Annotated in this window: 27 protein-coding genes and 1 tRNA gene; 16 read left to right on the top strand and 12 right to left on the bottom strand. The window is 64.8% G+C overall.

From position 1 onward, the window contains the following. The first annotated feature begins 9 nt into the window (after nt 1-9). Nucleotides 10-3,111: an efflux RND transporter permease subunit gene (locus FHS47_RS12600; protein ID WP_167028323.1), complete on the top strand. Its 3,102-nt coding sequence runs from the start codon at nt 10-12 to the stop codon at nt 3,109-3,111. Between the two features lie 219 nt (nt 3,112-3,330). Here the strand turns inward: FHS47_RS12600 and FHS47_RS12595 are convergent, their stop codons facing one another. The 3 genes from FHS47_RS12595 to FHS47_RS12585 all read right to left on the bottom strand — a co-directional run bounded on the left by FHS47_RS12595 (nt 3,331) and on the right by FHS47_RS12585 (nt 6,157). Continuing rightward, on the bottom strand, nt 3,331-4,773 hold the full coding sequence (locus FHS47_RS12595) for a M20/M25/M40 family metallo-hydrolase (protein WP_167028320.1): 1,443 nt from the start codon (nt 4,771-4,773) through the stop codon (nt 3,331-3,333). 216 nt (nt 4,774-4,989) lie between these two features. After that, nucleotides 4,990-5,400 (bottom strand): large-conductance mechanosensitive channel protein MscL, encoded by a 411-nt coding sequence (mscL, locus tag FHS47_RS12590; protein ID WP_167028318.1) that lies wholly within the window; start codon nt 5,398-5,400, stop codon nt 4,990-4,992. Nucleotides 5,401-5,470: 70 nt separating this feature from the next. Then, on the bottom strand, nt 5,471-6,157 hold the full coding sequence (locus tag FHS47_RS12585) for a fumarylacetoacetate hydrolase family protein (protein WP_167028314.1): 687 nt from the start codon (nt 6,155-6,157) through the stop codon (nt 5,471-5,473). Between the two features lie 117 nt (nt 6,158-6,274). Here FHS47_RS12585 and FHS47_RS12580 point away from each other — a divergent pair, with 117 nt between their 5' ends. From FHS47_RS12580 to FHS47_RS12565, 4 genes are read left to right on the top strand one after another with little or no spacing between them, the layout of a single operon-like run. Continuing rightward, nucleotides 6,275-7,528, top strand: a complete 1,254-nt coding sequence (locus FHS47_RS12580; RefSeq protein WP_167028311.1) for an efflux RND transporter periplasmic adaptor subunit — start codon at nt 6,275-6,277, stop codon at nt 7,526-7,528. Between the two features lie 19 nt (nt 7,529-7,547). Beyond that, nucleotides 7,548-8,234, top strand: coding sequence for an ABC transporter ATP-binding protein (locus tag FHS47_RS12575; RefSeq protein WP_167028308.1), 687 nt, complete (start codon nt 7,548-7,550; stop codon nt 8,232-8,234). A gap of 16 nt (nt 8,235-8,250) precedes the next feature. Beyond that, nucleotides 8,251-9,417, top strand: a complete 1,167-nt coding sequence (locus FHS47_RS12570) for an FtsX-like permease family protein (protein ID WP_167028305.1) — start codon at nt 8,251-8,253, stop codon at nt 9,415-9,417. Nucleotides 9,418-9,429: 12 nt separating this feature from the next. Beyond that, entirely contained in the window at nt 9,430-10,752 is a 1,323-nt protein-coding gene (locus FHS47_RS12565) for an ABC transporter permease (protein ID WP_167028302.1), read from the top strand. Nucleotides 10,753-10,783: 31 nt separating this feature from the next. Here FHS47_RS12565 and FHS47_RS12560 read toward each other — a convergent pair whose 3' ends face one another. Next, nucleotides 10,784-11,680 carry an AraC family transcriptional regulator gene (locus FHS47_RS12560; RefSeq protein ID WP_167028298.1) on the bottom strand — a complete coding sequence of 299 codons (897 nt, stop codon included), beginning with the start codon at nt 11,678-11,680 and terminating at the stop codon, nt 10,784-10,786. Between the two features lie 489 nt (nt 11,681-12,169). On the opposite strand from FHS47_RS12560, the gene FHS47_RS12555 reads away from it, so the two are divergent. The 9 genes from FHS47_RS12555 to FHS47_RS12515 all read left to right on the top strand — a co-directional run bounded on the left by FHS47_RS12555 (nt 12,170) and on the right by FHS47_RS12515 (nt 17,592). Continuing rightward, on the top strand, nt 12,170-12,592 hold the full coding sequence (locus FHS47_RS12555) for a hypothetical protein (RefSeq protein ID WP_167028295.1): 423 nt from the start codon (nt 12,170-12,172) through the stop codon (nt 12,590-12,592). A gap of 229 nt (nt 12,593-12,821) precedes the next feature. Continuing rightward, nucleotides 12,822-13,076 carry a hypothetical protein gene (locus tag FHS47_RS12550; protein ID WP_167028292.1) on the top strand — a complete coding sequence of 85 codons (255 nt, stop codon included), beginning with the start codon at nt 12,822-12,824 and terminating at the stop codon, nt 13,074-13,076. Then, complete coding sequence (gene comJ, locus FHS47_RS12545; protein ID WP_167028289.1) at nt 13,073-13,981, top strand: competence protein ComJ; 909 nt, start codon at nt 13,073-13,075, stop codon at nt 13,979-13,981. The genes FHS47_RS12550 and comJ overlap by 4 nt, the downstream gene beginning before the upstream one ends. 542 nt (nt 13,982-14,523) lie before the next feature. After that, nucleotides 14,524-14,688 carry a hypothetical protein gene (locus tag FHS47_RS12540; protein ID WP_167028286.1) on the top strand — a complete coding sequence of 55 codons (165 nt, stop codon included), beginning with the start codon at nt 14,524-14,526 and terminating at the stop codon, nt 14,686-14,688. A gap of 50 nt (nt 14,689-14,738) precedes the next feature. After that, on the top strand, nt 14,739-15,086 hold the full coding sequence (locus FHS47_RS12535; RefSeq protein ID WP_167028283.1) for a hypothetical protein: 348 nt from the start codon (nt 14,739-14,741) through the stop codon (nt 15,084-15,086). 31 nt (nt 15,087-15,117) lie between these two features. Further along, a complete protein-coding gene (locus tag FHS47_RS12530; RefSeq protein ID WP_167028280.1) occupies nt 15,118-15,672 on the top strand; it encodes a hypothetical protein in 555 nt (184 codons plus the stop codon). Nucleotides 15,673-15,753: 81 nt separating this feature from the next. Next, the gene (locus tag FHS47_RS12525) at nt 15,754-16,266 is read left to right on the top strand and encodes a hypothetical protein (RefSeq protein ID WP_167028278.1); all 513 of its coding nucleotides are present in this window, start codon (nt 15,754-15,756) and stop codon (nt 16,264-16,266) included. A gap of 35 nt (nt 16,267-16,301) precedes the next feature. Then, nucleotides 16,302-16,712 (top strand): hypothetical protein, encoded by a 411-nt coding sequence (locus FHS47_RS12520; protein WP_167028275.1) that lies wholly within the window; start codon nt 16,302-16,304, stop codon nt 16,710-16,712. 109 nt (nt 16,713-16,821) lie between these two features. Then, nucleotides 16,822-17,592 (top strand): SDR family oxidoreductase, encoded by a 771-nt coding sequence (locus FHS47_RS12515; RefSeq protein WP_167028272.1) that lies wholly within the window; start codon nt 16,822-16,824, stop codon nt 17,590-17,592. Nucleotides 17,593-17,964: 372 nt separating this feature from the next. Here FHS47_RS12515 and yedA read toward each other — a convergent pair whose 3' ends face one another. The 3 genes from yedA to FHS47_RS12500 form a co-directional block, all read right to left on the bottom strand. Then, complete coding sequence (gene yedA, locus FHS47_RS12510; protein WP_167028269.1) at nt 17,965-18,876, bottom strand: drug/metabolite exporter YedA; 912 nt, start codon at nt 18,874-18,876, stop codon at nt 17,965-17,967. 94 nt (nt 18,877-18,970) lie between these two features. Next, nucleotides 18,971-19,846 carry a methylated-DNA--[protein]-cysteine S-methyltransferase gene (locus FHS47_RS12505; RefSeq protein ID WP_208381985.1) on the bottom strand — a complete coding sequence of 292 codons (876 nt, stop codon included), beginning with the start codon at nt 19,844-19,846 and terminating at the stop codon, nt 18,971-18,973. Between the two features lie 67 nt (nt 19,847-19,913). Next, a complete protein-coding gene (locus tag FHS47_RS12500) occupies nt 19,914-20,192 on the bottom strand; it encodes a hypothetical protein (RefSeq protein ID WP_167028266.1) in 279 nt (92 codons plus the stop codon). An 82-nt stretch (nt 20,193-20,274) separates the two neighbouring features. On the opposite strand from FHS47_RS12500, the gene FHS47_RS12495 reads away from it, so the two are divergent. Continuing rightward, nucleotides 20,275-20,622 (top strand): Rieske 2Fe-2S domain-containing protein, encoded by a 348-nt coding sequence (locus tag FHS47_RS12495; protein WP_167028263.1) that lies wholly within the window; start codon nt 20,275-20,277, stop codon nt 20,620-20,622. 100 nt (nt 20,623-20,722) lie between these two features. Here FHS47_RS12495 and FHS47_RS12490 read toward each other — a convergent pair whose 3' ends face one another. The 5 genes from FHS47_RS12490 to FHS47_RS12470 form a co-directional block, all read right to left on the bottom strand. Then, complete coding sequence (locus FHS47_RS12490; protein WP_167030099.1) at nt 20,723-22,540, bottom strand: SLC13 family permease; 1,818 nt, start codon at nt 22,538-22,540, stop codon at nt 20,723-20,725. 256 nt (nt 22,541-22,796) lie between these two features. Further along, on the bottom strand, nt 22,797-23,510 hold the full coding sequence (trmB, locus tag FHS47_RS12485; RefSeq protein ID WP_167028260.1) for a tRNA (guanosine(46)-N7)-methyltransferase TrmB: 714 nt from the start codon (nt 23,508-23,510) through the stop codon (nt 22,797-22,799). A 2-nt stretch (nt 23,511-23,512) separates the two neighbouring features. Then, entirely contained in the window at nt 23,513-24,313 is an 801-nt protein-coding gene (locus tag FHS47_RS12480; protein WP_167028258.1) for a thiazole synthase, read from the bottom strand. Nucleotides 24,314-24,335: 22 nt separating this feature from the next. Next, on the bottom strand, nt 24,336-24,536 hold the full coding sequence (gene thiS, locus FHS47_RS12475; RefSeq protein WP_167028255.1) for a sulfur carrier protein ThiS: 201 nt from the start codon (nt 24,534-24,536) through the stop codon (nt 24,336-24,338). Nucleotides 24,537-24,557: 21 nt separating this feature from the next. Continuing rightward, a complete protein-coding gene (locus FHS47_RS12470; protein ID WP_167028251.1) occupies nt 24,558-25,259 on the bottom strand; it encodes a hypothetical protein in 702 nt (233 codons plus the stop codon). A gap of 137 nt (nt 25,260-25,396) precedes the next feature. Here FHS47_RS12470 and FHS47_RS12465 point away from each other — a divergent pair. Then, nucleotides 25,397-25,470, top strand: a tRNA-Gly gene (locus FHS47_RS12465). Nucleotides 25,471-25,676: the final 206 nt, after the last annotated feature.

Below are 25,676 nucleotides of genomic sequence, written 5' to 3'. Positions count from 1 at the left end.
GGTGCGCCCATGAATCTGCCGGAACTCTGCATCCGCCGGCCGGTGATGACCACGCTGCTGATGGCGGCGCTGGTGATCTTCGGCATCGCCGCTTACCCGAAGCTGCCGGTGAACGAACTGCCCAACGTCGACTTCCCGACGATCAACATCAGCGCCAGCCTGCCGGGCGCCTCGCCGGAAACGATGGCATCGTCGGTGGCGACGCCCCTCGAGGCGCAGCTGTCGACCATCGCCGGCATCGATTCGATGACATCGTCCAGTTCGCTGGGCTCCACCAACATCACCGTCACCTTCGCACTGGACCGCAGCATCGACGGTGCCGCGCAGGACGTGCAGGCCGCCATTTCCGCGGCCACCCGGCAACTGCCGCGCGAGATGCCGACGCCTCCCACCTATCGCAAGGTGAATCCGGCCGACGCGCCCATTCTCTTTCTCACCATGCAATCGTCCACGCTGCCGCTTTCGACGGTGGACGACTACGCCGAAACCGAACTGGCGCAGCGCCTCTCGATGGTGGATGGCGTGGCGCAGGTGAACGTGTACGGCTCGCAGAAATACGCGGTGCGCATCGCCGTCGACCCGGATCGTCTGGCCGCGACGGGCATCGGCGTCGACCAGATGCGCGATGCCATCGCCGCCGCCAACGTGAACAAGGCGACGGGCTCGCTCAACGGGAAGCGCCAGTTGCTGTCGATCCGTTCGGACGGCCAGTTGATGCGGGCCGCCGACTATGCGCAAGTGGTGGTGGCGTATCGCAACGGCGCGCCCGTTCGCCTGTCCGATATCGCCACACCCCACGACAGCGTGCAGGACGACCAGAAAGCCAGCTGGTTCAATGGCGGACGTTCGATCACGCTCGCCATCCAGCGCCAACCGGGCGCCAATACCGTGGAGACGGTGGACAAGATCCTCGCGCTCCTGCCTGGGTTCACCGCGACCTTGCCGCCGTCGATGAAGTTGAGCGTGATGTACGACCGCTCGACGTCGATCCGGGAATCCGTGCATGACGTGCAGTTCACGCTGGTGCTGGCCGGCGTGCTCGTGGTGCTGGTGATCTACCTGTTCCTCGGCAATGCCTCCGCCACCCTCATCCCGGCCGTGGCGTTGCCGATTTCCGTGCTGGGCACCTTCGGCGCCATGTTCGCCCTCGGTTACAGCCTGGACAATCTTTCGCTGCTCGCGCTCACGCTCGCAGTGGGCTTCGTGGTGGACGACGCGATCGTGATGCTGGAGAACATCATGCGTCACATCGAAGCGGGTGAAGCGCCCTTCGAGGCCGCCGTAAAGGGTGCCAACGAGATCGGCTTCACCATCTTCTCCATGACCCTGTCACTGGTGGCCGTGTTCATCCCGGTGATGTTCATGGGCGGCATCGTGGGCCGACTTTTCCACGAGTTCGCGGTCGTCATCAGCGTCTCGATCCTCATCTCGGGCTTCGTGTCGATCACCCTCACGCCGATGTTGTGCAGCCGCTTCGTCAAGGCGCACGCGCACGACAGGCCGAGTTTCATCGTGCGCTGGTTCGACCGGGGATTCACCGCCGTGTCGGACGCTTACACGCGTTCGTTGTTGTGGGGCATGCGGCATCCGCGCACCGTCCTCGGCGTGTTCGCGTTGAGCCTTGTCGCAACGGGCGTGCTTTTCGTGGTCACGCCCAAAGACTTCATTCCGGCCGGGGACAGCGGGCAGCTGCGCGTGACCACGGAAGGCCCGACCGACATTTCCTTCGCCGCGATGTCGGCACGCCAGCAGGCGCTGGCCGCCATCGCGCAGCAAGACCCGAATATCGAAGCCGTGATGTCCAGCGTCGGCGCGGGCGGCCCCCGCGCCACCGCGAACGCGGGCTCGATGCTCCTTCGCCTGAGGCCGCCGGCCGATCGTGGTCACACCACGCCCGACGAGGTCATCCAGGAGCTGCGCCGCAAGTTCGCCGAAGTGCCGGGCATCCGCACCTATATCCAGAATCCCCCCGCGATCCAGGTCGGCGGGCGGCAATCGAAGGCGCAATACCAGTACACCGTGCAATCGACCGACCTGCATGCGCTCTACGACTGGTCGGGCCGGCTCGTTGCCGCGTTCCAGAAGCTGCCGGGCTTCCAGGACGTGACCACCGACCTCGATCTCAATAGTCCATCCATGGTCGTGACGGTGAATCGCGACAAGCTGGCGCCGCTGGGCCTCACCATGGACCAGGTGCAGACGGCGCTCGGCACCGCGTTCGGCGAGAACCAGATCTCGACAATCTACGGCGCCGCCACGCAGTACTGGGTGATCCTCCAGGTGGAACGGCGCATGCAGGACGATCCCGCCGTGCTGTCGCGGCTCTATGTCACCTCGGACAGCGGCAAGCTCATTCCCTTGAACACGGTTGCGAGCTTCCAGCGCGTGCCGCAGGTGCTCACGGTGAACCACCAGGGCCAGCTCCCGGCGGTCACGGTGTCGTTCAACCTCGCGCCGGGCGTGTCGCTCAGCGACGCGGTGGCGAGCATCGACCGCGCGACCACCGACATGAAACTGCCGCCCACGCTCAGCGGTTCGGTGCAGGGCACCGCGCAGGCCTTCCAGGATTCGGTGAAGGGCATGGGCCTGTTGCTCCTGCTGGCCGTCTTCGTGATCTACCTCGTGCTCGGCATCCTCTACGAGAGCTTCATCCATCCGTTGACGATTCTCTCCGGCCTGCCCGCGGCTGCCGTGGGCGCGTTGCTCACGCTGGTGATCTTCAACGCGTCGCTCGACCTGTTCGCGTTCGTCGGCATCATCATGCTGGTGGGCATCGTGAAGAAGAACGCGATCATGATGATCGACTTCGCGCTGGAACGTCAGCGCGAGGCGGGCCTGGCTCCGTTCGACGCCATCTATGAAGCATGCCGCGTACGCTTTCGCCCCATCATGATGACCACGATGGCCGCCTTCGCGGGCACGCTGCCCATCGCGCTGGGCATCGGCGCCGGTGCTGAAACGCGGCGCCCCCTGGGGCTTGCGGTGGTGGGTGGACTGATCGTGTCGCAGATCCTGACGCTCTACCTCACGCCAGTGATCTATCTGTACATGAACCGCCTGCAGGACAGGCTGGCGCCGGCGAAGAAGCTGGAAACCACGCCGGCGCACTGAAACTCGCTGGCCTTATATGGAACCGGCTTGCCCTGCGAGATATGAGGCTTGCAGTGGTGTGAAATGCCTTATGTGGGAGCCGGCTATGCCGGCGATCCCGCGGCAGCGGGCAATCTTGTCGCGAGCGTCCATCGCCGCTGAAGCGGCTCCCACACAAAGCTATCCGAACGCTTTGTGTGGGAGTCAGCTTGCCGGCCAAGGACAGCAGCCATGCCTCGATCAGTCGTGCGCGCCGTCGTTCTTGAAGGCATCCGGCGCGGAGCCGAAATCGCCGTCCGCCTGCGCGGCCATGTATGCAAACGCCGCATACACCGCCACGTTCTGGGCGAGAGCCTTCGGGTCGATCTTGTCGAGCGTGTCGTTGGCGTTGTGGTGGTAGTCGAAGTAGTCGGTGCCGTCCTGGGTGAGCGACAGCGCGGCCATGCCCTTCGCGTGCATCTGCGAGAGGTCGGAACCGCCGCCACCCGGCTTCGTCGCGTCGTACGCCACGCCGATGGGCTCGATCACCTTCGCGATCTGCTCGATGGCGCCACGCGCTTCCGGCTTCACGCTGGCGCTCATGCGCCAGATGCGGCCGGCGCCGAAATCGGACTCGGTACCCAACTGGAACTTCGAAACCTCTTTCGCATGCGCCTCGGCGTATGCGCGGCCGCCCCAAAGGCCCATCTCTTCGTTGGCGAACGCGATGACGCGAATGGTGCGGTCAGGACGCTGCGGCATGTCCTTGATCAGCTTGGCGGCGGCCGCGGCGATAGCGACGCCGGCGCCGTCGTCGATGGCACCCGTGCCGAGATCCCAGGAATCGAGGTGGCCGCCGATGGCGACGACCTGATCGGGGTGCTTGCGGCCAGTGACTTCGGCGATCACGTTCGCACCTTCATACATTCCGGCGAAACCGACATCGAGGTCGAGCTTCAGCGAAACCGGCTTGCCTTCCTTCAGCACACGCTCCAACTGGTCGGCGTCCGGCAGCGACAGCGCGGCAGCGGGAATCGCCTCCTTCGGATCGCGGAAGCCCGTGACGCCGGTATGCGGCGTGCGGCTGTGCGGGTCGGTGCCGGCCGAGCGCAGCAGGTAGGCGGCAGCACCCATTTTCGCGGCGAGTACCGCGCCCATGGTGCGTGTGGCCGAACCCATGCCGTAATCGTGGCCGTCCTTGTGGCGCTCCATGTGCGTGCTGACATAGACGATCTTGCCCTTCACGGTGGCGGGATCGGCCTTCTTCAGCGCGTCCAGATCGTCGAAGCCGACCACCTCGGCCGTGAGGCCGCCCTTCGGCGTGCCTGCGGAATAACCCAGCGCCGTGAGGAGCAGTGGCTGCGGGAAGGGCGAGACGATCTCGGCATGCTCGCTACGGCGCTGCCACAGTGGATAACTCACCTTCTCGGTGTAGACCTTGTCGAAGCCCATCGCCTTGAACTTCGCCACCGTCCAGGCCACGCCGCGCGCATCGGCGGCGCTGCCGGCAACGCGGGGGCCCACTTCGGTGGTCAGCTGGCTCACGAACTCGTAGCCCGTGTTGTCGTTCATCGCCCGGTCGCGCAGTTCGGTGGCGGCGGTGACCGCCTTCTGCGGAATCGTGGTGGCCTTGTCGGCGGCATGGACGGAGAAGGCAAGCGCAAGGCACGCGGCAAGCGCGTGAAGTCGGAGCGTGTGACGCATGTGTAACCCCCGAGGACGGAAAGACCGATTATTGCGCCGGGGCAAAAACGGCAGGTAGGCCGGAAGTCATGGGTGCTGGCACTCACCTGGGGGCGTCGCCCCTGTAGGAGCCGCTATAGCGGCGAGGAAATGCTCACCTCGCCGCTCTGGTGACAATGCGTGGATTCCCTGCGCCTACTCGCCGCTATAGCGGCTCCTACAGGACTGCGGCGAACCTCAAGGCGTGCGATTCTGCTGCTTCAACAAATCGCGGATTTCCGTGAGCAGCGCCACATCGGCCGGCGGCGGCGCCGGCTTGGCTTCCTCACGATGGCTGAGGCGGTTGATGGCCTTCACCACCAGGAAGATGGCGAACGCGATGATGACGAACTGGATGAGCACGTTGATGAAGACACCGTACTGCACGGCCACTTCGGCCGTCTTGGTGGCCGGGTCGCCGGGCTTCAGCACCCACTTCCAGTCCGAGAAGTCGATGCCGCCAATCGCGTAGCCGATCGGCGGCATGATGATGTTGTCGACCAGCGAGGTGACGATCTTGCCGAACGCGGCGCCGATCACGACACCCACGGCAAGGTCGATCACGTTACCCCGCAGCGCGAATTTCTTGAATTCCGCGATGAAGCTCATCGGCCCTTCTCCTCATGGCATGGCAGCGAACGAATGAAGTTAGCGGTCCCAATGTAGGCACTTCGCGAAGTCAGGCGACGCGCCCTTCCAGGGTGGCGACACCTTCCAGCGTGGCGCGGAAGCGGTCGCCGCGGATCAGCGCGGCCACGCCTGCGGGTGTACCGGTGTAGACGATATCACCGGCCTTCAATTCGAACAGACGCGAAAGCGCGCTGAGGATTTCCGGCACGTCGAGCACCATCTCGCCCAGCGTGGCCTGCTGGCGCACCTCGCCGTTCACCTCGAGCGCGATGCGCGTGTTCGCGGCTATCGTGGTCTCGCCCGCCGGCACCAGTGCCGACACCGGCGCGGAATGGTCGAAGCCCTTGGCCACGTCCCACGGAGCGCCTTTGGCCTTGGCCTGCGCCTGCAGGTCGCGGCGGGTAAGATCGAGGCCGACGCCATAGCCCCAGACGAGCTTGCCGGCTTCTTCGACCGAAAGATCGGAGCCACCGGCACCCAGGGCCACCACCATCTCCACCTCGTGGTGCAGATCCTGTGTGGCGGACGGGTAGGGCACGTCCGCACCGTCGGTCACGATGGCATCGGCCGGCTTGGTGAAGAACATCGGATTGGCCTTGTCCACCGAGGCGCCCATCTCACGGGCGTGGTCGGCGTAGTTGCGGCCGATGCAGAAGATGCGGCGGACCGGGAAGCGCTCGGCGCGCCCGGCGACGGGAATGCTCGGCTGGGCCGGCGTAGGGATCACGGTAGTCATCGGCCAAGCCTAGCAGGTGACACCTGTCACGGCAGATGACTGATGCCGGGAAGTGGTGCACGGTCGCCGCGGGAACGCATGATCTTGCTGCCGACATGGCACTTGGGGAAAGGGAAGATGACTTCGAACACCGAGCTGCTGCGGCAGCTGAAGATCGACAAATCGGCCAGGGAAGCGCCCGGCGACGGGGGAGGGGCCGGCGGCCGGGCCGTGTGGATCGGCGTGGCCGTGCTGGTTGTGCTGCTGGCCGTGGGCGGCGGCGCCTGGTTCTTCCTCAGCCACCGGCCCGTGGAAGTGCGCACCGCCACCGCCGTGGCGCCGAGCGCAAGCGCCGAGGCCGGCGCCGTCCTGCAGGCCACCGGCTATGTCACCGCGCGCCGGCAGGCGACCGTCTCGGCACAGATCACGGGCACGCTCACCGAGGTGCTGATCGAGGAAGGCGACCGGGTGAAGAAGGGGCAGGTACTCGCGCGCCTCGAAGACAACGCCTTGCGTGCGAGCCTCGACTCCGCCCGGGCCAATGCCGCCGCGGCGCACGCCAACGTGCTGCAGACCGAGGCGCAGCTCACCCAAGCGCGGCGCGACGCCGACCGGCAGGAAGCCCTGGTGGGCCGCGGCCTCGTCTCGAAGCAGCTCGCCGAACAGGCGCGCACGCAGGCCGACACGTATCGCGCACAGCTCAATACGGCACGCCGGCAGGCCGATGCCGCCGACGCGCAGGTGGGCGTGGGGCAGGTCAATCTCGATTACACGGTGGTGCGTGCGCCGTTCGACGGCGTGATCACCGACAAGGCCGCGCAGGTGGGCGAGATCGTATCGCCGCTATCCGCGGGTGGCGGATTCACCCGCACCGGCGTGGGCACCATCGTCGACATGGATTCGCTGGAAATCGACGTGGATGTCAACGAGGCCTATATCGGCCGCGTCCAGGCCGACATGCCGGCCGAAGCCGTGCTCGATGCGTATCCGGAATGGCGCATTCCCGCCCATGTGATCGCCATCGTGCCTGCCGCGGATCGCGGCAAGGCCACGGTGAAGGTGCGCGTAGCCCTCGAACAGAAAGATGCCCGCATCGTGCCCGACATGGGCGTACGCGTGTCCTTCCTGGAGCGGCGCGCACCTTCCCAGGCAAATGCGCCCAAGGGGGTGCTGGTTCCTGCCGCCGCCGTCATCCGCCGCGACGATCGCAACGTGGTCTACACCGTCGCCGAAGGCAAGGCCGCGCGCCGCCCGGTGAAAACCGCGAACCAAGCCACCGGCGACCTACGCCTGGTGACCGAGGGTCTTGCCGCGGGCGACACCGTCATCGTTTCGCCACCTTCCGATCTCGCCGACGGCGCCACCGTCCGCATCACCACCACCACGCCCTGACACGTACGGAGACAGAACCATGGCCACCCTGATCGACATCCAGGATCTTTCCAAGGTCTACGAGCGCGGCCGGCAGAAGGTCGAAGTGCTGCACGGCGTGAACCTCAAGATCGAGGAAGGCGACTTCCTCGCGCTGATGGGCCCATCGGGCTCGGGCAAGACCACCTTGCTGAACCTCATCGGCGGCCTCGACACGCCGACGGGCGGCAGCATCACTGTGGCAGGCGACCGCATCGACCGGCTCGGCTCGGGCGCCCTGGCGAAGTGGCGCGCGGCGCACGTGGGCTTCGTGTTCCAGTTCTACAACCTCATGCCGATGCTCACCGCGCAGCGCAACGTGGAGCTGCCGCTGCTGCTGACGAAGCTCTCCGGCGCGCAGCGGAAGAAGAACGCCTCCGTGGCTCTGCAACTCGTGGGGCTGGCTGACCGCGCCACGCACAAGCCGTCGGAACTGTCGGGCGGCCAGCAACAGCGCGTGGCCATCGCACGCGCCATCGTGTCCGATCCCACGTTGCTCGTTTGCGACGAGCCCACCGGCGATCTCGACCGCCAGTCGGCCGAAGAGATCCTGGGGCTGCTGCGCGAGCTCAACCGCGAGCACGGCAAGACCATCGTGATGGTGACGCACGATCCGAAGGCCGCCGAATACGCCAACCACACCCTGCACCTCGACAAGGGCACCCTCGTCGAGTCGGCCCTGGCGTGATGCGGAGGATGCCGGCATGAAATACCTGCACCTCATCTGGGCCGCGCTGTTCCGGCGCAAGGCACGCACCTTCTTCACCCTGGTGTCGATCCTCGCGGCATTCCTGCTGTTCGGCATGCTCGATGCCACCCGCGCGGCGTTCTCCTCCGGAGGCAGCGTGGTCGGGGTCGACCGTCTCATCACCACGTCGCGCTATTCCATCATCCAGTCGTTGCCCGCCAGCCTCGCCACGCGCATGCAGGCGGTGCCCGGGGTGAAGACCGTGGGCTATGCGAACTGGTTCGGCGGTATCTACCAGGACCCGAAGAACTTCGTGCTCAGTTTCGCGGTGAGCGACAACTATCTCGATATCTACCACGAGATCGTGTTGCCGCCGGAGCAGCGCAAGGCTTTCGAGAGCACGCGCACCGGCGCCATCGTGGGCGAGGCACTGGCCAAGCGTTTCGGCTGGAAGGTGGGCGACAAGATCCCGCTGCAGTCCACAATCTTTCCGCAACGCAACGGCGACAAGACCTGGCCGTTCGACCTCGTGGGCATCTATACGCCCGCGAAGGGCGCCGCCAACGGCACCGACCAGCAGTTCTTCTTCCACCACAAGTATTTCGAGGACGCCAACGCCTTCCAGAGCGTGGGCACCACGGTGGGCTGGTATGCCGTGCAGCTTACCTCGGCCGATAAAGCCGATGCCGTGGCCAAGGCCATCGACGCGCTTTCGGCCAACTCCGACCATGAGACGAAGACGCAGACGGAGCAGGCCTTCAACGCCTCGTTCGCGAAGCAGCTCGGCGACATCGGCCTGATCGTGTCCGCGATCATGGGCGCGGTGTTCTTCACGTTGATCCTGCTCACGGGCAACACGATGGCCCAGGCCGTGCGCGAACGCACGAACGAACTGGCCGTGCTGAAAACGATCGGCTTCTCCAGCGGCAGCGTGCTCGGCATGGTGCTGGCGGAGGGCATGCTCCTGCTGTTGCTCGGCGGGGTGATCGGCCTGGGGCTGGCCGGTGTCATCGTGCCCATCGTGGCCAAGGGAAGCGGCGGCATGTTGAACCTGCCGCCGATCGGCGTGCAAACCTGGGTGCTGGGCCTGGTGCTGATGCTGGCCATCGGCGCGCTCGTCGGCGCGCTGCCCGCCATCCGCGCCATGCGGTTGAACATCGTCGACGCGCTCGCCGGTCGCTGAGGAGACACACCGATGAAACGTGCAAAGACATTCGCCGCCAACGTGCTCACCCTGCTCGTGGTGGCCGTGTTCCTCGCGATCTGGATCGCGTTGCCGTGGCCCGGCATCGTTGCGCTGGGTGTGGCGCTGGCCATCTGGATGGCCGTGACCCGCCGCGGACGGCAGACCTGGGAAGTGACCAAGGTGGGGCTCGCCACGGTTACGCAGCGGCTGGGTTCCTCCTCCGTCGTGGTCGTGGGCATCGCCGGTGTGGTGGGGGTACTCGTGGCCATGCTCGCCATGAGCGAAGGCTTCGCCGATACCCTGCGTGCCACCGGCAACGATCGCACCGCCATCGTGCTGCGCGGCGGATCGCAGGCGGAGCTCAACTCCATCCTCGACCGCGACAGCGCCAACGTGGTGATTCAGGCACCGGGCGTGAAGAAAGACGCGCAGGGCAAGCCCATCGCTTCGGGCGAGCTCGTTGTGGTGGCCAACCTGCCGCGCAAGGGCGATCCCAACAGCGATTCGAATGTGCCCATTCGCGGCGTGAGCGAGGATGTCTGGAACCTGCGCGATCAGGTGAAGATCGTCGAGGGACGCAAGTTCAACCCCGGGCTGCGCGAGCTGATCGTCGGCAAGGGCGCCCGTGAACAGTTCGAGGGCCTGGACGTGGGCAAGAGCATTCGCCTGGCCGGACAGACCTGGACCGTGGTCGGCACCTTCGAATCGAACGACGCCCTGGAATCGGAGTTGTGGGGCGACACGCAGAGCGTGGCGTCGGCCTATCGCCGCGGCAGCAGCGTGCAGTCGGTGACGGTGCTGCTCGATTCGCCGCAGGCGTTCGATACCTTCAAGGCGAGCCTCGCGGCGGACCCGCGCCTGAAAGTGGACGTGAGCACCACGCGCGAGTACTTCGGCAAGCAGTCCGAAGGCCTGACCAAGGTGCTGCGCGCGGTGGGCATCACCGTGGGCATCATCATGGCGATCGGCGCCGTGTTCGGCGCCCTCAACACCATGTTCGCGGCCATCCAGGCACGCGCACGGGAAATCGCCACGCTTCGCGCCATCGGCTTCCGCGGCTTGCCGGTGGTGGTGTCGGTGATGCTGGAGACGATGCTGCTGGCGCTATTGGGTGGCGTGATAGGCGCGGGCATCGTGTGGATCGTCTTCAACGGCTACACGGCGTCCACGCTCGGATCGAACTTCAGCCAGGTGGTCTTCCGCTTCCACGTAAGTGGCAGCCTGCTGTGGACCGGCATCAAGTGGGCGCTGGCCATCGGTTTCATCGGCGGATTGTTTCCGGCATTGCGCGCCGCGCGGGTACCGGTGACCACGGCGTTGCGGGAGTTGTAATCGCAGCGCCAGGCGCATGCGGCGGCGCGGCTCAGTGGGATGAGTCGCCGCCGCTGCGCAGTGCTATCGCATCCTTGCGCGGGGGCGCGCCGAACATGCGCGTGTACTCGCGGCTGAACTGGGAGGCGCTTTCGTAGCCCACGCGATAGGCGGCGGTCTCGGCATTGGCCTGGCCGGCCACCAGCAGGTGTCTGGCTTCCAGCAGCCGCAGCTGCTTCTGGAACTGCAGCGGCGTCATCGACGTGAGCGCCTTGAAATGCCGGTGGAACGCGGACGGGCTCAGCTGGGCCATGTTAGCCAGATCGTCGATGCGCATGGGTTCAGCGAAGTTGGCACGCAACGTCTGCACGGCACTGAGCACGCGTCGTGTACCCGGATCGCCGAGCGTCACCTTTGCCACGTCGGCGGCGTGCGGCCCGGTAAGCAGCCAATAGGCGATCTCGCGCTTGATCAATGGCGCGACATGGGGAATCGCCTCCGGCGTATCCAGCAGCCTCACCAGGCGCAGCACGCAGTCCGAAAGCGGACCGTCGTAGTGCGTGACAAACACCCCGCGTGCCACGCCTGGCGAAGGCTTTACGGGCGTCGGCAGCTCCTCGATCACCTGGCCGAGCAACGTCGGATCAAGACCGATGGCGATGCCCAGGAACGGCTCGTCCGGGCTGGCCTGCACCACGCGGCTGAACGCGGGCATTTCAACGCTGACCACCAGCGCCTGCCCGGGGCCGTACTCGTAGCGGCGACCGCCGAAAGCGCTCCACTTGGCGCCCTGGGCTACCACGCATAAGGAGGGCCGAAACACCACCTGCGACTGGTGCGGAAGCTCCGCGCGCATGATCACCACGTCCTCGATCGCGGTGAACCACGGGGACGTGCCGCCTTGGCTTTCGGTGTAGCGCTTGATGGCGTCGAGCAGGGGGCGCGACATGGGGTATCCGAGGGCTAGTCGAGATGCTATGCATCCTATCCCGGATGGGGCCCTCCCCCGCGGCGGGTGGCAGGATCGGGCAAGAAAGTGCCCGGTTCAGGCAGCCGGTCGCGTCGCATCGTCATGGGGCAGGGCCCCAGGTGCTGCGCCTTTTCGGCAACCGAACCGCAATGTCTTGCGCTTTCTGCGCAGGGGCTCGTATAACCTCGCGACGCGACGCCATCCGGGCCTTTGACGTCTCGGACTCTCGCGCATCAAGGTACTGGCACGCTAGCTATGACAGGACTCGGTTTCTGCTCGCGCTGGAGCCGAAGGAATTTGTCGACGATCCATACCTTAGCGAGCACATTCTCGACCGTGATCCCGAGGCATGGGAGATCTTTTCCAAAGTGAGCCGGCGCATGGAGGCGGAAGGCGCCTAGCTTCAAGCTTCAAGAGGCCGCCAGCAAGAGCTTTGCCGGACACAAGCCGCGAGTGGGAGTGATACACGTGCTTGACTACGATCAATTGAAACTCTTCTTTCAGGTGGTTGTCGGGGTAATCTTCGACCCTCGTCACATCGAGGGCGACGCGAACCCTATACGCGTGCTGGGAAGGATGGAGAAGGAGAGTCGCGCATTGGCTGCTAAAGGCCTACGCCTGGGCATATCTGACGCGATATCGATGCTGAGGGATGAGCGGCCAGAAACAATTGCTGCTCTTTCTGCGAAGCTGGAAGAGGCCGGAGCGCCCTCCATCGAGATGATTCGCGCCTATCTGTCAAAAAAGTGGGCGGCCATCGTCAAGCGAGGCTCCATCGAAACCGATGAGCAGTTCTACCTGGTGAGGGAGCTTGTAGATGATCCAGGTCTCACATCGATGGACCGCGACAGATTGAACAATATGCTCGAAGTCTACGAGGCTAAGCGCTAAGTCAATTATCTAATTGAGGCCGATCTTGCAGCCGGTCGGTGGGTGTTTCACTGAAGCGGTGGGCACAACCATGACCCAGGGGGATGATGTGCATAGCAGGACGTCCTTGTTGGTCGCGCTGGCATTCCTTGCATCCTGTACCTGGGTCGAGAAGCCAAGGGCGGATACGGATCCCCTATTAGTGGATGTGCTGACTCGGCCTGCCGCGTACGAAGGAAAGACAATCACCGTGGAAGCCTGGATCAGCCTGGCGGACGAAGATCACAATTTGTGGTTGGATGCCGGTGATCACGAACGATGGGATACGCGCGGATGCATGTCGCTCATCGGATACGATCACGTACCGGATACTTCTTCACTTAACGGAAAGCGCGTTCGGGCAACCGGCGTTGTACGCAATGACGCCTCCCTCAATGGGTGGATCATTCGCTTGGGTGCTTGCCGCAACTTGGCGCTTGAGCTGGTTAAGGTCGTGCCAGTATGACTTCAGAGTCGAATGTGAAGTGCGCTGCGGGCGACTACTGTGCTCAACATGAGGCGCCGGCTTGGAAGGGGCAGGCTGACTTCATTTGTCTTGCCCGCATCGACGATACCCCTAGATGGGAGCAACTATGGGTGAGGCGAGAGGAGGGAGGAACCTTTCTCATTTGCTGTGTGCCTTTCTTTTTGTACGACCTGTCGCTCGGTGATTCAGTTGCGCTGGATGAATCGAATGTTGTCAACGGCGTTGTAAAACGCGGCGGACACATTACCTTCCGAGTTTGGTTCGGAGAGTCCTCCGAGGTCGATAAAGATCGCGTCGTGGCGCTTCTAGCGTTGCACGCAATCGTTCTTGAGTGGTCGTCACATAACCTTCTGGCTATAAGTTGCCCCCATGGTGCCGTTGCCTTAACGGTTGAAGAGGAGCTTAGCCGGGAGGAGGCGAACGGTTGCCTGCGCTATGAAAGCGGAAGTAAGTCGTCCGCGCCATCTGGTCCATTGAATGAGACATTCGATATAGAGGTATCGTACACGCAGCTTTCGATTTTCTCGTCCGATGTCAACGAGCCTTTCAATGGTTGGACTGATGAGCAGGTGGGCATTGGATATTCGTGGCGGCCGGAAAGCGTATCCTTCGGGATGGACGACGATGGTGTCCACAGCGTCACTGTCAGCCTCGAGGCGCACATGCCGCCAACGTCTGAGGCGGCGTTGCGTGCATTCGACTTGACGTTGGAAGTCGGCGCCGGCAACGAGGTGGAGGTTGCAAGCATAGGCGATTTCAAACGGCTCCCATTGCGGAAGGGTTCGTACCACCTTCGCTGCGAGGTGTTCTCGAGTGAAGGAAGGAAGACCCATGTCCACCTAACGTTCGTTCCGCGATTTACGTTGTTCGACGTCGTTCAATAACGGCCCGCGGGGCGCGGCGCTCGCGGCAAACTTAAAGGGTCACACTCTGTGGGACGGATATGAGAAATGCTTGCTAAGCATCGTCGGCTTTCACGGGCACTGGCGGCCTTCCTTATCGCGCCTTTGGTGCCGCCCATCCTCATGTTCCTTCTGTCGAATTCACGGGACGGGGCATGGGTCGCAAAGTTTGCCCTTCTATTTTCACTAGGCATGACATTGATCGTTGGCATGCCTTTGCACGTCCTTTTCCGTAGGCTCGGATGGGCAACCGTATGGGGCTACGTGCTTATCGGTGCGTGCGGTGGATTGGTGGCCTCCGTGCTTATCTTTGCAAGTACCATAATGAACGCACTTGCCACCGACGAGCCCGGACCATGGACGAGCTTCGCCTTCGTATCCGTTATGGTTGGTATGTTGGGTTGTTTATCGGGGGTGGTGTTCTGGCTGGTGGCCCGCCCTGATAGGTCATGACTGATGGAGCCCGTGCCGCATGCTTTTTCCCTTGACTGGAAAACCTGGGATGGAATCGGATGGAGATTCTGATGATCGTTTCCGGTGCCATGTGCTTCCTGGTGGTAGTCGTCTACCTATTCGCCATGGGGCGGATTGCCATCCTCATGCAGAGGGCGGGTATTAAAGAGATTGGTCTGGCCGATCGCCGTCGTGATGGGCTACTTGCACTGACGGCAGATTGGCTCCTCGTATGAGGTCTGTTCACATGGGCAAAGTTCGTCGAAGTCGGGGAGCGTCAGCCCTCTTGCTGGCGCTGGCCGCCCTATGGCCGGGCGCCGTTCTGTCCAACCAACAACGCGAGATGACGCTGTCCGAGAAAGTGGAAAGCTCTGACCTGGTGCTCATGGCGAGTATCGTCGCCGTGGGCGGCGGGGAGTGCCTGGGCATGCATCGGTGCGCCAGACTAAATGTAGCCTCCACCCTCAAGGGGACGGCTCCCGTTGATATGGCGGTGCTCTTCGATGGTCCCATCGCCGAAGAGAACCCCCTTTGCTGCGAGGTGGGCCAGACCTATTTGTTCTTTCTGAAGCGAACGAAAGGGGCCTACTTCCAATCGGCCAACGGTCCGTTTGGCATCTACCGCGTCAAGTGAGGCACCCACGCTGCAACAGGAGTCTGCTGAGATGGAATATGTTCTTTCTCGTTTGATCATGGCTACGGCCCTGTCGTTGGCCGACACAGCCGATGCATCACCTGCAGGGTCTAGCGCTGCGAGAACGGATCCGGCCGCGATGCCGGAACGAGTGTGCGAGATTCGGCAGAGGGCCTGGTGCATTACTCAAGCCGACTCAATCATTACGGACATCCCGGCATGGGCACAAACTGATCCAGACCATACCTGGCGTATACACCACAGGAGGTATCCCGATTCGGATCTGGTCATCTTTGAGCCGCGAGGTTGTCGTAAGGCGCTTGCAGATACGGTGGAGCCGATTCGCTTTTCACATGGTGTGATGTGGGAAGGGGCTTCATGGGACGAAATCCTCGTGCGTCTGCGCAAAGACGGAACCTGTGACCTGACCCTTCGTGTGCCGGTATGGGTGGAAGGCTCTCCCGACTGGCCCTTCAACGAAGGGCGAGTGAATCTGGTGGCATGCAAAGACGAGGCGTGCACATTGAATCAGCCCACCATCGCCGACCTGACCGACAAATATCAGTCGCTGCGCGGGAGCAAGTGAAACCGTGTTCGTTTCAGATCGCGTGTATGAGGGTCGATCCTTCTTAGGTCAAGACGTCGTGTCATGCCAATGATTCGAATCATGTGGATACTCGCATTCATTATGCCCCCGGTCGCTGTCGCATGCGCGGAGGAAAAAGTCACTGAAATCCGGCCTCCCTCGGTGTTTGCCACGGCAGATGGCGACATCATCGAGCTGGATCTTGCCCGCGGTGTTCGAAGGGGACCAGGCATTTTCACTGGTTCGCTCCAGGATTGCAGCGACCACTACCAGGCCTGTTTCTCGGACGGTCGTGGCTTTGCCTTTGCATACTTTCGCAAATGCAGCAGGACGGAGCCAGACGATTACAGTCGTCTTCGTTTTCAACCAAAGACGGTCATGGTTCTGCACAACGATCTCTGGTTGGTATTCGATGCCTCACCGAACTTCATGTTTCACTACCGCTTTGGCGATGGCATCGTGGGTATCTATGCCGGGAAGACCAGGAACTATGACTTCCGTGAGCTTCTCCGGAAAACGAAGCAAGGGATGGATTTTTCGGAAGGTGAATATAGGCTCACCAAGTCTGGGCCAGATGCTTCCTGCGAACGTTAATCGCCGCACGCGTGGTGGAGGATAAAGTGCCCGTCATGAGCCTTCGGTCGGTACGAATGCTGGCAGCCTTACTTGTCACTCCCTTGGTGCCGCTGTATGGCTGTGAAAAGCGATACGAAGGTTATTCGCCAAACGGCAGTGAGCCGTCTCTCCGTGAGAAGTACAGCGGTTTTCCATCGCTGCCCGCGACTCGAAATACCTTTGACACCGCGGTGGCTGGAGCGGGACTCAGGTCCGAGGAGCGGGCGAAGAACTATACCGTCGGTGGTCCGCTGACCTGTCCTGCACCGCTGAGGGCCCCGGAAGACGTTCGTCGGCGTATCGAAAGGTGCTTGTTGATCTATGGAAAGGACGCCCCGACATCCTCCGAGCAGTATGTTGCCTTCATCGACGCTGGTGGCTCGGTCATCTATGTAGAGAACTGGTACCAATACTCGGCGAGATGAATGAAGCCGCGGCGCCTGCCACGATCAGGCAAGAAACCGCCCAATTCCGGCATTCGTCCCCGCCACGCAGGCGCCTAATCTTCCCGTCATCATTCAACGGGAGTGCGTCATGCAAGGTTCCGAATCCAAAGGCCGCATCGCGGTGATCACCGGCGGCAGCCGGGGGCTGGGCCGCAATACGGTGCAGCATCTTGCCCGCCGCGGGGTGTCCAGCGTTTTCACCTATCACTCCAACGAGGCGGAAGCCAAGGCCGTCGTCGAGATGGCCGCGGCGGAAGGCGCCCAAGCCGTGGCCCTCCAGCTCGACACCGGCGATACAGCCGCATTCCCGGCGTTCACGCAGCGCTTGCGGGAAACCTTGCATCAGCTGGGAGCCGAAAGCTTCGACTACCTCGTGCACAACGCGGGCACCTCGCATCACACGCCCATCGCCGAGACCACGGAGGCTCAAGTCGACGCCCTGTACCAGGTGCACTTCAAGGGCGTGTTCTTCCTGACCCAGGCGTTGCTTCCCTTGCTGCGCGACGGCGGTCGTATCGTGACGGTGTCCAGCGGGCTCACTCGCGTGGCCATGCCGGGCAGTGCGCCTTATGCCGCGATGAAGGGTGCCGTGGAAGTCCTCACGCGCTATTTCGCCAAGGAACTGGGGTCGCGAGGCATCACGGCGAACTGCGTTGCGCCCGGCGCGGTAGCGACGGACTTCAGTGGCGGCATGGTGCGGGACAACCCCGAAGTGAATCGCAGGGTGGCTGAGTTCACCGCGCTCGGCCGTGCCGGTGTTCCGGACGATATCGGGCCGATGATCGCGTCGCTCCTTTCGGACGACAACCGCTGGGTTAACGGCCAGCGCATCGAAGTGTCGGGCGGCATGCTGTTGTAACGGGTGCCGCGCCGGCACGTGTGTCGGCGCCACTCACGCACTGGCGCGCATCGAGGGACCACGATCCTCCGCCGTGGATGCAGGCGTCCACGTCGGCGAGTTCCTGGGCAAGGCCGCGCGGATCGGGTGCTTGCGGGTGGAACCGTTGGCAGGATGCGAGTGCGGCAATGGCCACGCCGAACACCGTGGTCATGCGCGCCATCCACCAGCGGCGACTCTGCAAGCTGCCGAAAGGTATCGATCCGGTTCCAGCCAAAGCCTCACTCCCGTAACGAGGCAGGCCAGCCTAGGGAGTCGTGAGAACAACGGACATCGAATAATTCTGAAAACGTGCGTCGGTGGGTCCGCTATGGGACCCACGTCACACTCGCGTCAGGCTTTGCGTACCCGCATCATCGTGATGATGCCGACGCCCACCAGGATGATGGCCATACCGGCGAGGTCGAACCCGCCCACGTGCTCCCCCGCCAGGGCCACGCCGAACAGCACGGCAACGGGTGGGTTCACGTAGGCATAGCTGGTGGCAAGCGCGGGGCGCACCGTCTTGAGCACATAGAGGTAGGCGCTGAAGGCGACGATCGAGCCGAAGACGACCAGGTAGGCGAGCGCCATCGTGGCACCGGCTTCCGGATGAGCCGGCACGCGCTCACCGTGCAGCAGCGCGATGACGGCCAGCGAGACGCTGGCGCAGAGCATCTGTGCGGCGGTATTCATCGGCCCTTTCGGCATGTCCTGCCGCTTCGACCACACCGAGCCGAAAGCCCACGACATCGCGGCGACGATCAGTGCGATGGCCCCCAGCGGCGAGCCGGACAGGCCGGCACCGAGGTTCAGCACCACCACGCCTACGAAGCCGAGCAGGAGCCCTGCCGTTTCACCGCGCGAGGGCCACTCGCCGTAGATGCCGCCGAAGACGGCAGCGAACAACGGCATGCTGGCCACCGCCACGGCGGCGATGCCCGAGCTGACCGACTGTTCCGCAAAGCAGACCAGGCCATTGCCGCCCGCGAGCAGCAAGGTGCCGACAATGGCGGCGTTCTTCCACTGGCGCGCCGTAGGCAGGGTTTCGCCGCGCACTCGGAGCACGGCGAACAGGAGCACGCCGGCGACGGCGAAGCGGATAGCCGCCAGCATGAAGGGCGGATAGCTCACCAGCGCATAGCGGATGGCCAGGTAGGTGGAGCCCCAGATTACATACAGGGCAAACAGCGACAGCGGCACCAGCCAGCGCGGGTCGGCCGCGACGGAGGCGGGTGCTTGGTTCGTACAGGCGGTGTCTGACATGGGGCGTATCCGGGGTCGTTCGCAGCGCGTGGTGTGCTGCGAATCGTGCAAGATATCGCTGCCGGGCCGGAGGCGGTAGCGAAACCTTTCGGGGTCAGCCTTGAGCCGGTTTCATGGCCCGTTCGGTGGCGAGCAGTTGCTGCTTGATCTCCAGACCCCAGCGCCAGCCGCCCAGGCTGCCGTCCTCGCGAATGATCCGGTGGCAGGGCACCAGCAGGGCCAGCTTGTTGCTGCCGCAGGCCCGCCCGATGGCCCTGGCGGCCTTGGGCACGCCAAGCTTCGCGGCCAGTTCGCCGTAACTTAAGGTTTCGCCGCGGGGGATGCGGGTGAGGGCGTCCCACACGCGCCATTGGAAGGCCGTGGCGGCCACATCCAGCGGCGGCATGGCCGGCGCGTCGCGATCGCTCCAGCCCAGTTCGCTGGCCACGCGGCCGATCACCGCGTCCAGCCATTCCTCGCGCCCTTCGTCCACGCGCTCGCGCTGGGCCAGCGGAAATTCCGTCGCCAGCCGGGCTTCCAGTTCGGTATCGGTGTCGCCCAGCGTCACTGCGCAGATGCCTTTCGCGGTGGTGGCGACCAGCAACCGGCCTAGCGGGGTGCCGGTGGTCGTGTAGCGGATGGAGGCACCGGCGCCACCGGCGCGGTAGCTGGCCGGTGTCATGCCGAGGCGGCGATCGCTTTCCTCGTACACGCGGCTGCCCGAGCCGAAACCGGCTTCGTAGACGGCATCGGTCACGGCGGCGCCCTCGCGCAGCGCCTCACGCAACTGGCCGAAACGGCGGGCGCGGGCGTACTCGGCCGGGCTGACGCCGTAGCGGCGACGGAAGGCGCGTTGCAGGTGCGTGGGGCTCAGCCCCGCGATGGCCGCGAGGCTGTTGAGATCGGTGGCGCCGTCGCCGCGTTCGAGGGCGGCACGCACGCGTTCAAGGGCGTCGTCGGCAACGGACATGGGGCGGATCTGGGCATTCATGGTGGCCTCCTTCATGGAAGCCAGCGTAGGACGAGGCCAACCCCGTCACCATCCGCTTCTTGCGCCGTTAGTGATGGACGGGCCGGCCCTGGCGGATGACCACGAACTCGCCTTCCAGTACGTCCGGCTCTTTCGGCGTCGGGCGGGCACCGCCACCCGCCATGCGGGCACGGGAAAGCTTCCACTGACGCACGGCAAGGAAAACCAGGCCACCTGCGAACAGCACGCCGAGCACGACCACGCCAAAAACGAGCAGTACGCCTACCACGGCAAGGCCGAGCACCAGCGACAGGGCGCGGACGAGGGGATTGCGCGAACGGCGGATGGGCGGGAAGACGAGACGCATTGGTTAAAAATCCGTATGTGGCACAATGACATGCATATGAGCCCCTGTACCTTGGGGCATACCGCCCCCATAGACAAGTGCCATGACGACTACCTCCCAGGCGACCCCTCTCTGCCAGTTGGCGGACATTACCGACGGCAGCGCCATCGAGGTCGAAGCCGTCGTGAACGGAGAGACGGAATCCCTGATGGTGTATCGGCATGGAACCGAGGCCAGGGCCTATTTCAATGTCTGCCCCCATGCCGGGCGCCGCCTGGACTACGTGCCGGGCAAGTTCCTGGTCCGCGACGGGCGGATCATCTGCGCCGCCCACGGCGCCACCTTCACGGCCGACACGGGCGACTGCACCGCCGGGCCCTGCCGGGGCGACCGGTTGCGCGCGGTGTCCGTCGCGGTGGTCGATGGAGAGGTTCGGCTCGCTGCAGCGTAAAGCGCTGGGCTCCTGCCTTCGCAGGAGCGACGGCAATCTGGGCGGTGCCTGAAACCGTCGCCCCTGCGAAGGCAGGGGCCCAGCGTCTTACGCCGGCCGTTTATCGATACATCAGGTTGATCGTAACCAGCGTCAGCGTCAGCACCAGGATGGTCAGCGGCAAACCAACGCGCAGGAAGTCCTTCGACCGATAGCCGCCGGGGCCGGCCACCATCATCAGCGCCGGGTGGCCCGACGACAGCAGGAAGGTGTTCGACGAGGACACCGCCACGATCAGCGCGTAGGCCGAGGGGTTGCCGCCCGTGGTGACGGCTACGCTGATGGCGATGGGCACCATCATCACCGTGGCGCCCACGTTCGACATCACCTGCGAGAACAGCAGCGTGAGCACGGCGATGGACAGTTGCAGCGTCCACTGCGGCGCGTGGCCGAGGATCTGCAGCACTTCCTGCGCGATCCATGACGCGGTGCCCGTGGCATCCATCGACCAGCCCAGCGGAATGAGGCAGGCGGTGACGAAGATGGTCTTCCAGTTGATGGCCTTGTAGGCCTCGTCCATGTTCAGCACGCCGGTGAGCAGCATGCCCACGGCGCCCGTCATCATCGCCACCGACAGGTCGAGGTGGGTGAACAGGGCCAGGCACTTCGCCAGCACGAAGAAGCCCACGGCCTGCCAGATCTTGCCGGGACGCTGTTCTTCCTTCGGAATGTCGGTGACCACGACGATGTCGCGGTCTTCCTCCGCCAGCATGAGGTCGCGCCACTTGCTGTGCAGCACCAGGGTGTCGCCGGCGCGCAGCGTCACGGCGCGCACATCCTCGCGGAACACCTCGTCGCCGCGGTTCACCGCCAGCACGGAGATGCCGAACCGCTTGCGCAGCCGCAGGTCGCCCACGCTCTGCTTGATGAAGCGGGAGCTCGGCGGAATCACCGCCTCCGAAATACCCGCGCGCGTGGTGTTGAACTGTTCGCCGAGCTGGCGCATGCGCATCGACACGCGGCACAGCTGGTTGTTCGCGAACGCCATGATCGCATCGCGCGGGGCCAGCACGCCGAGCACGGTACCCACCCAGATCATCTGGTCCGACGGCGGGGCCACGCGGCTTTCGTTGCCGTTCTTGATGGCCAGGATCAGTGGCGCGCCATGCAGTTGTTCCACTTCGCCGATGCTCATGCCCACCAGCGGGCTTTCGGCCGTGACCGTGAGTTCGGCCGTTTCGCCGGCGATGCCGTAGGTGTCGGCGAAGTAGCTTTCCGTGCGGCCGGGGGTGACCTTCAGGCGATCGTCTTCGCGCTCCGGAAGGAGCTTGCGCGTGAAGAGGTAGAAGAACAGGATGCCGGCCCCCGCCAGTACCAGGCCGACCGGCGTGACGCTGAAAAGGCCGAATTTCGGGATAGTGTGGGCGCCGGGTGGCAGGTTGCTGTTCGCGCTGGCGATCAGGTCGTTGAGGACGATCAGGGGCGAGTTCGCGATCAGCGTGGTGTTCGTGGCCGTGAGGATGCAGAAGGCCATGGGCAGCAGCAGCCGCGACATCGGCACGCCGGTGCGTGCGGACAGGCGGCTGGTGACGGGGATCATCAGCGCGGCCAGCGCCTGGCTGGGAATCACCGCGCTGAACAGGCTGGTGACGCTGTTCACCACCACGCCGAGGCGGGATTCCACGCCGCGCGCCATGCGCATGACGAAGGCGGCGGTGAGGTTCAGCACGCCGGCGCGATCGAGTCCCGCGCCCATGATCATGATGGCGATGATCGCGATGACGGCGTTACCGGCGAAGCCGTTGAACACCTGGTCGCCGGGGATCAGGCCGGTCAGCCCGATGGTGACCACCACGAGCAGGGCCACCATGTCGGCCCGGATCCACTCCAGAACGAGCATGAGCATGGTGAAGCCCACCAGGCCCAGCACGAGGATCATTTCGGGAGTGAGTGTGAGTGCCACTAGCCGGCTATCCGGGTCCGGTCGGTTGGAACGTGCGGTGGCATGGTCTTGCCAGGCTGTGGTGTTGCCGCAGGAGTATACGCGCTGGGCGTGGACAAGGGCTGAAGCTTGCGACGCTCGAGGTGCTGTGGGAGCCGGCTATGCCGGCGATCCCGCGGCAGCGGGCAAGCGTGCCGCGAGCACCCTGTCGCCGCTGAAGCGGCTCCCACAGTGCGGTTCCGTAGGCCGGGGATCAGTCACCGAGACGCTCGTACAGAAAATCCCACACCCCATGCCCAAGCCGCGTGCCGCGGCGCTCGAAGTGGGTTTCGATGCGCCACGCGGGACGTTCCGCCGCCTGCCCGGGGCCCACGCGATTGCGCCAGCCCGGCGCCGCTTCCATGGTTTCGCGCATGTGTTCGGCGTAGGCCTCCCAGTCGGTGGCGAGGTGGAGCAGGCCGCCGGGCGCCATGCGCGAGGCGAGCAGTTCCACGAACGCGGGCTGCACCAGACGGCGCTTGTTGTGCCGTTTCTTGTGCCACGGGTCCGGGAACCAGATGCGCACTTCCGACAAGCTGCCCGGCGGGATCTCGTGCTCCAGCACTTCCACGGCGTCGTGCTTGTACAGCCGCACATTGCCCGCGTCGCGCGCGGCCAGGGCGTTCATGAGGCGGCCCACGCCCGGGCCGTGCACTTCCACGCCGATGTAGTCGCGGGCGAGGTCGTGCTCGCTCGCCCAGGCCAGTGCCTCGCCATTGCCGAAGCCGATCTCCAGCACGCGCGGCGCGGCGCGCCCGAACGTGGCGTCGAGGTCGCGCTCCTTGCCGGCGTAATCCAGGCCGAAGCGCGCCCAATGGTCGTCGAAGGCACGCTGCTGGGCCGGGGTCATGCGGCCCTCGCGCAGCACGAAACTACGGATGCGGCGGTGGAACGGCGCCTCGCCCTGGGTGTCGTCGTCGTGCGCCATGGTCAGCCCACCAGTCCGTCGACGGGGCTCGACGCCGAGGCGAAGCGCTTGCGCGGAATGCGTCCGGCCCTGAACGCGGCCCGGCCCGCCTCGACGGCCAGCTTCATCGCATGCGCCATCAGCACCGGGTTCTTCGCGCCGGCGATGGCGGTGTTCATCAGCACGCCGTCGCAGCCCATCTCCATGGCGATGGAGGCGTCGGAAGCCGTGCCCACGCCGGCATCCACGATCACCGGCACCTTCGCGTTCTCCACGATTTCCAGCAGGTTGTAGCGGTTCTGGATGCCGAGGCCCGAGCCGATCGGCGCGGCGAGCGGCATGATGGCCGCACACCCGATCTCTTCGAGGCGGCGCGCCAGGATAGGGTCGTCGGAGGTGTACACCATCACGTCGAAGCCGTCGGCCACCAGCTTCTCCGCCGCGGCCAGGGTCTGCACCACGTCCGGGTAGAGCGTGCGCTCGTCGCCCAGCACTTCCAGCTTCACCAGGTTGTGGCCGTCGAGCAGTTCGCGCGCGAGGCGGCAGGTGCGCACGGCATCGTCGGCCGTGTAGCAGCCGGCCGTGTTCGGCAGCAGGGTGAAGCGATCCGGCGGCAGCGCGTCCAGCAGGTTCGGCTGGCTGGCGTCCTGGCCGATGTTCACCCGGCGAATGGCCAGCGTGACGATCTGCGCCTCGGCGGCGTCGGTGGCGCGGCGCGTCTCGTCGAAATCCTTGTACTTCCCGGTGCCGGTGAGAAGGCGCGAATGGAAGGTGCGGCCGGCGATGGTGAGGAGGTCGTCGGCGGCGGGAGCGAAATGATTCATGGGGGTATCCGTGGGGACGGCGTCAGCCGCCGCCAATGGCGTGGACGATCTCCACCCGGTCGCCTTCGGCGAGCAGGTGCGTCGCGTGCGCGCTGCGCGGCACGATCTCGAGGTTCACTTCCACAGCCACCCGCTTGCCGGCATAGCCGGCGTCGTCGAGCAGGGCGGACACGGACGTACCCGGCGCGCAGTCGCGCGCATCACCGTTGAGCGTAATCAGCATCCGCCGATTCTAACGAGCCCGTCAGCGCCCCCGCCACCCGTCGCCGCCGCGCATCGGAATGCCCGTGCCCGGTTGGTTCCCCGAGCCCATCCCCGTTCCGGGCTGCGGCGCCCTGCTGTTCGTGTAGCCGGTGCCCGGCTGCACCGATGGATTCCCGTAGTAGCCGCGGTTCCAGCCGCGGTCGCGATCCCGGTCGTTCCAGCCCGGCGGCCGTTCCGGCGCCAGCTTCACGCCCGCGCCGCTGGCCGAGGCGTTGCCGCCACTGCCGGCCCCGAGGCTCAGGGAGTTGCCCCGGTCGTCGTCATGGTCGTGACCGCCGTGGCCGTGGCCCGGGCCGTCGTGGTCGTGATCGTGGCCCGGCCGGCCGTGGTCGTGGTCTCTGCCGCCGCGGCCGTCGCGGTCGTTCCAGCCGTAGCCGGGCGGGTAGCCGCCGTAGCCATAGCCGTTGTCGACGACGACGCTACCGCCGCCGTAGTCGCCGTGTTCCTCATATGCACCGCCACCCGCCGATACCTGGCCGCCGACATAGAGGCGCGCCGGCTGGGGTAGGGAGCCCGTGCTGACGGTTTCCTTCCGGACCGGTGCCGAGGGGGAAGGCCCCTTGATATAGCTGACACCGGGCTTGGGCATGTCGGCAGTGGACACCACCCGCGACTGCGCAAGAACCCCACCCGCGGCCAGCGCGAGCCCCACAGCGATGGAAAGCGAAAGCGCTCGATGCATGATCCGGCCCTCGTAAGGATTCCCTGGGCCGATTATGCGCGCGCCCCCTCCGGGTGGCGTAAGAATCCGCCGCCATGTTCAGCCACCCGCCACCTTTGCCCAAGCCGCCGAAGTCGTATTACCATCCGAGCCCCGACGCGGGTGTAGCTCAATGGTAGAGCTGTAGCTTCCCAAGCTACTGACGAGGGTTCGATTCCCTTCACCCGCTCCAGGTTTCCTCTTCTGCTTGATAAGTGCTCGCGGCACGACGGGGCGGTGGCTGACCAGCCCGCGATCCAGCGATAAGCCCGCAGCGCGTCCTGTCGGAGATGCCCGACAGACTGCACCCGTGTTGCCGGCCGCAGACCGGTGTTCTCGTATGCTTGGTTACTTAGCCCCGGCACCTCACAATGGATCGGAGGGAGAACCGGGATCCTG

It is taken from the genome of Luteibacter sp. SG786, assembly GCF_011759605.1.
GTDB lineage: Bacteria > Pseudomonadota > Gammaproteobacteria > Xanthomonadales > Rhodanobacteraceae > Luteibacter.
This window is presented reverse-complemented; position numbering and strand designations above follow the sequence as displayed.

Bases quoted from the DNA above. Each gene is read 5' to 3' on its own strand.
- FHS47_RS12600 (WP_167028323.1), top strand. From the start codon at position 10: ATGAATCTGCCGGAACTCTGCATCCGCCGGCCGGTGATGACCACGCTG.
- FHS47_RS12595 (WP_167028320.1), bottom strand. From the start codon at position 4,773: ATGCGTCACACGCTCCGACTTCACGCGCTTGCCGCGTGCCTTGCGCTT.
- mscL (WP_167028318.1), bottom strand. From the start codon at position 5,400: ATGAGCTTCATCGCGGAATTCAAGAAATTCGCGCTGCGGGGTAACGTG.
- FHS47_RS12585 (WP_167028314.1), bottom strand. From the start codon at position 6,157: ATGACTACCGTGATCCCTACGCCGGCCCAGCCGAGCATTCCCGTCGCC.
- FHS47_RS12580 (WP_167028311.1), top strand. From the start codon at position 6,275: ATGACTTCGAACACCGAGCTGCTGCGGCAGCTGAAGATCGACAAATCG.
- FHS47_RS12575 (WP_167028308.1), top strand. From the start codon at position 7,548: ATGGCCACCCTGATCGACATCCAGGATCTTTCCAAGGTCTACGAGCGC.
- FHS47_RS12570 (WP_167028305.1), top strand. From the start codon at position 8,251: ATGAAATACCTGCACCTCATCTGGGCCGCGCTGTTCCGGCGCAAGGCA.
- FHS47_RS12565 (WP_167028302.1), top strand. From the start codon at position 9,430: ATGAAACGTGCAAAGACATTCGCCGCCAACGTGCTCACCCTGCTCGTG.
- FHS47_RS12560 (WP_167028298.1), bottom strand. From the start codon at position 11,680: ATGTCGCGCCCCCTGCTCGACGCCATCAAGCGCTACACCGAAAGCCAA.
- comJ (WP_167028289.1), top strand. From the start codon at position 13,073: ATGACTTCAGAGTCGAATGTGAAGTGCGCTGCGGGCGACTACTGTGCT.
- FHS47_RS12540 (WP_167028286.1), top strand. From the start codon at position 14,524: ATGATCGTTTCCGGTGCCATGTGCTTCCTGGTGGTAGTCGTCTACCTA.
- FHS47_RS12530 (WP_167028280.1), top strand. From the start codon at position 15,118: ATGGAATATGTTCTTTCTCGTTTGATCATGGCTACGGCCCTGTCGTTG.
- FHS47_RS12525 (WP_167028278.1), top strand. From the start codon at position 15,754: ATGTGGATACTCGCATTCATTATGCCCCCGGTCGCTGTCGCATGCGCG.
- FHS47_RS12520 (WP_167028275.1), top strand. From the start codon at position 16,302: ATGAGCCTTCGGTCGGTACGAATGCTGGCAGCCTTACTTGTCACTCCC.
- FHS47_RS12515 (WP_167028272.1), top strand. From the start codon at position 16,822: ATGCAAGGTTCCGAATCCAAAGGCCGCATCGCGGTGATCACCGGCGGC.
- yedA (WP_167028269.1), bottom strand. From the start codon at position 18,876: ATGTCAGACACCGCCTGTACGAACCAAGCACCCGCCTCCGTCGCGGCC.
- FHS47_RS12505 (WP_208381985.1), bottom strand. From the start codon at position 19,846: ATGAATGCCCAGATCCGCCCCATGTCCGTTGCCGACGACGCCCTTGAA.
- FHS47_RS12500 (WP_167028266.1), bottom strand. From the start codon at position 20,192: ATGCGTCTCGTCTTCCCGCCCATCCGCCGTTCGCGCAATCCCCTCGTC.
- FHS47_RS12495 (WP_167028263.1), top strand. From the start codon at position 20,275: ATGACGACTACCTCCCAGGCGACCCCTCTCTGCCAGTTGGCGGACATT.
- FHS47_RS12490 (WP_167030099.1), bottom strand. From the start codon at position 22,540: ATGATCCTCGTGCTGGGCCTGGTGGGCTTCACCATGCTCATGCTCGTT.
- trmB (WP_167028260.1), bottom strand. From the start codon at position 23,510: ATGGCGCACGACGACGACACCCAGGGCGAGGCGCCGTTCCACCGCCGC.
- FHS47_RS12480 (WP_167028258.1), bottom strand. From the start codon at position 24,313: ATGAATCATTTCGCTCCCGCCGCCGACGACCTCCTCACCATCGCCGGC.
- thiS (WP_167028255.1), bottom strand. From the start codon at position 24,536: ATGCTGATTACGCTCAACGGTGATGCGCGCGACTGCGCGCCGGGTACG.
- FHS47_RS12470 (WP_167028251.1), bottom strand. From the start codon at position 25,259: ATGCATCGAGCGCTTTCGCTTTCCATCGCTGTGGGGCTCGCGCTGGCC.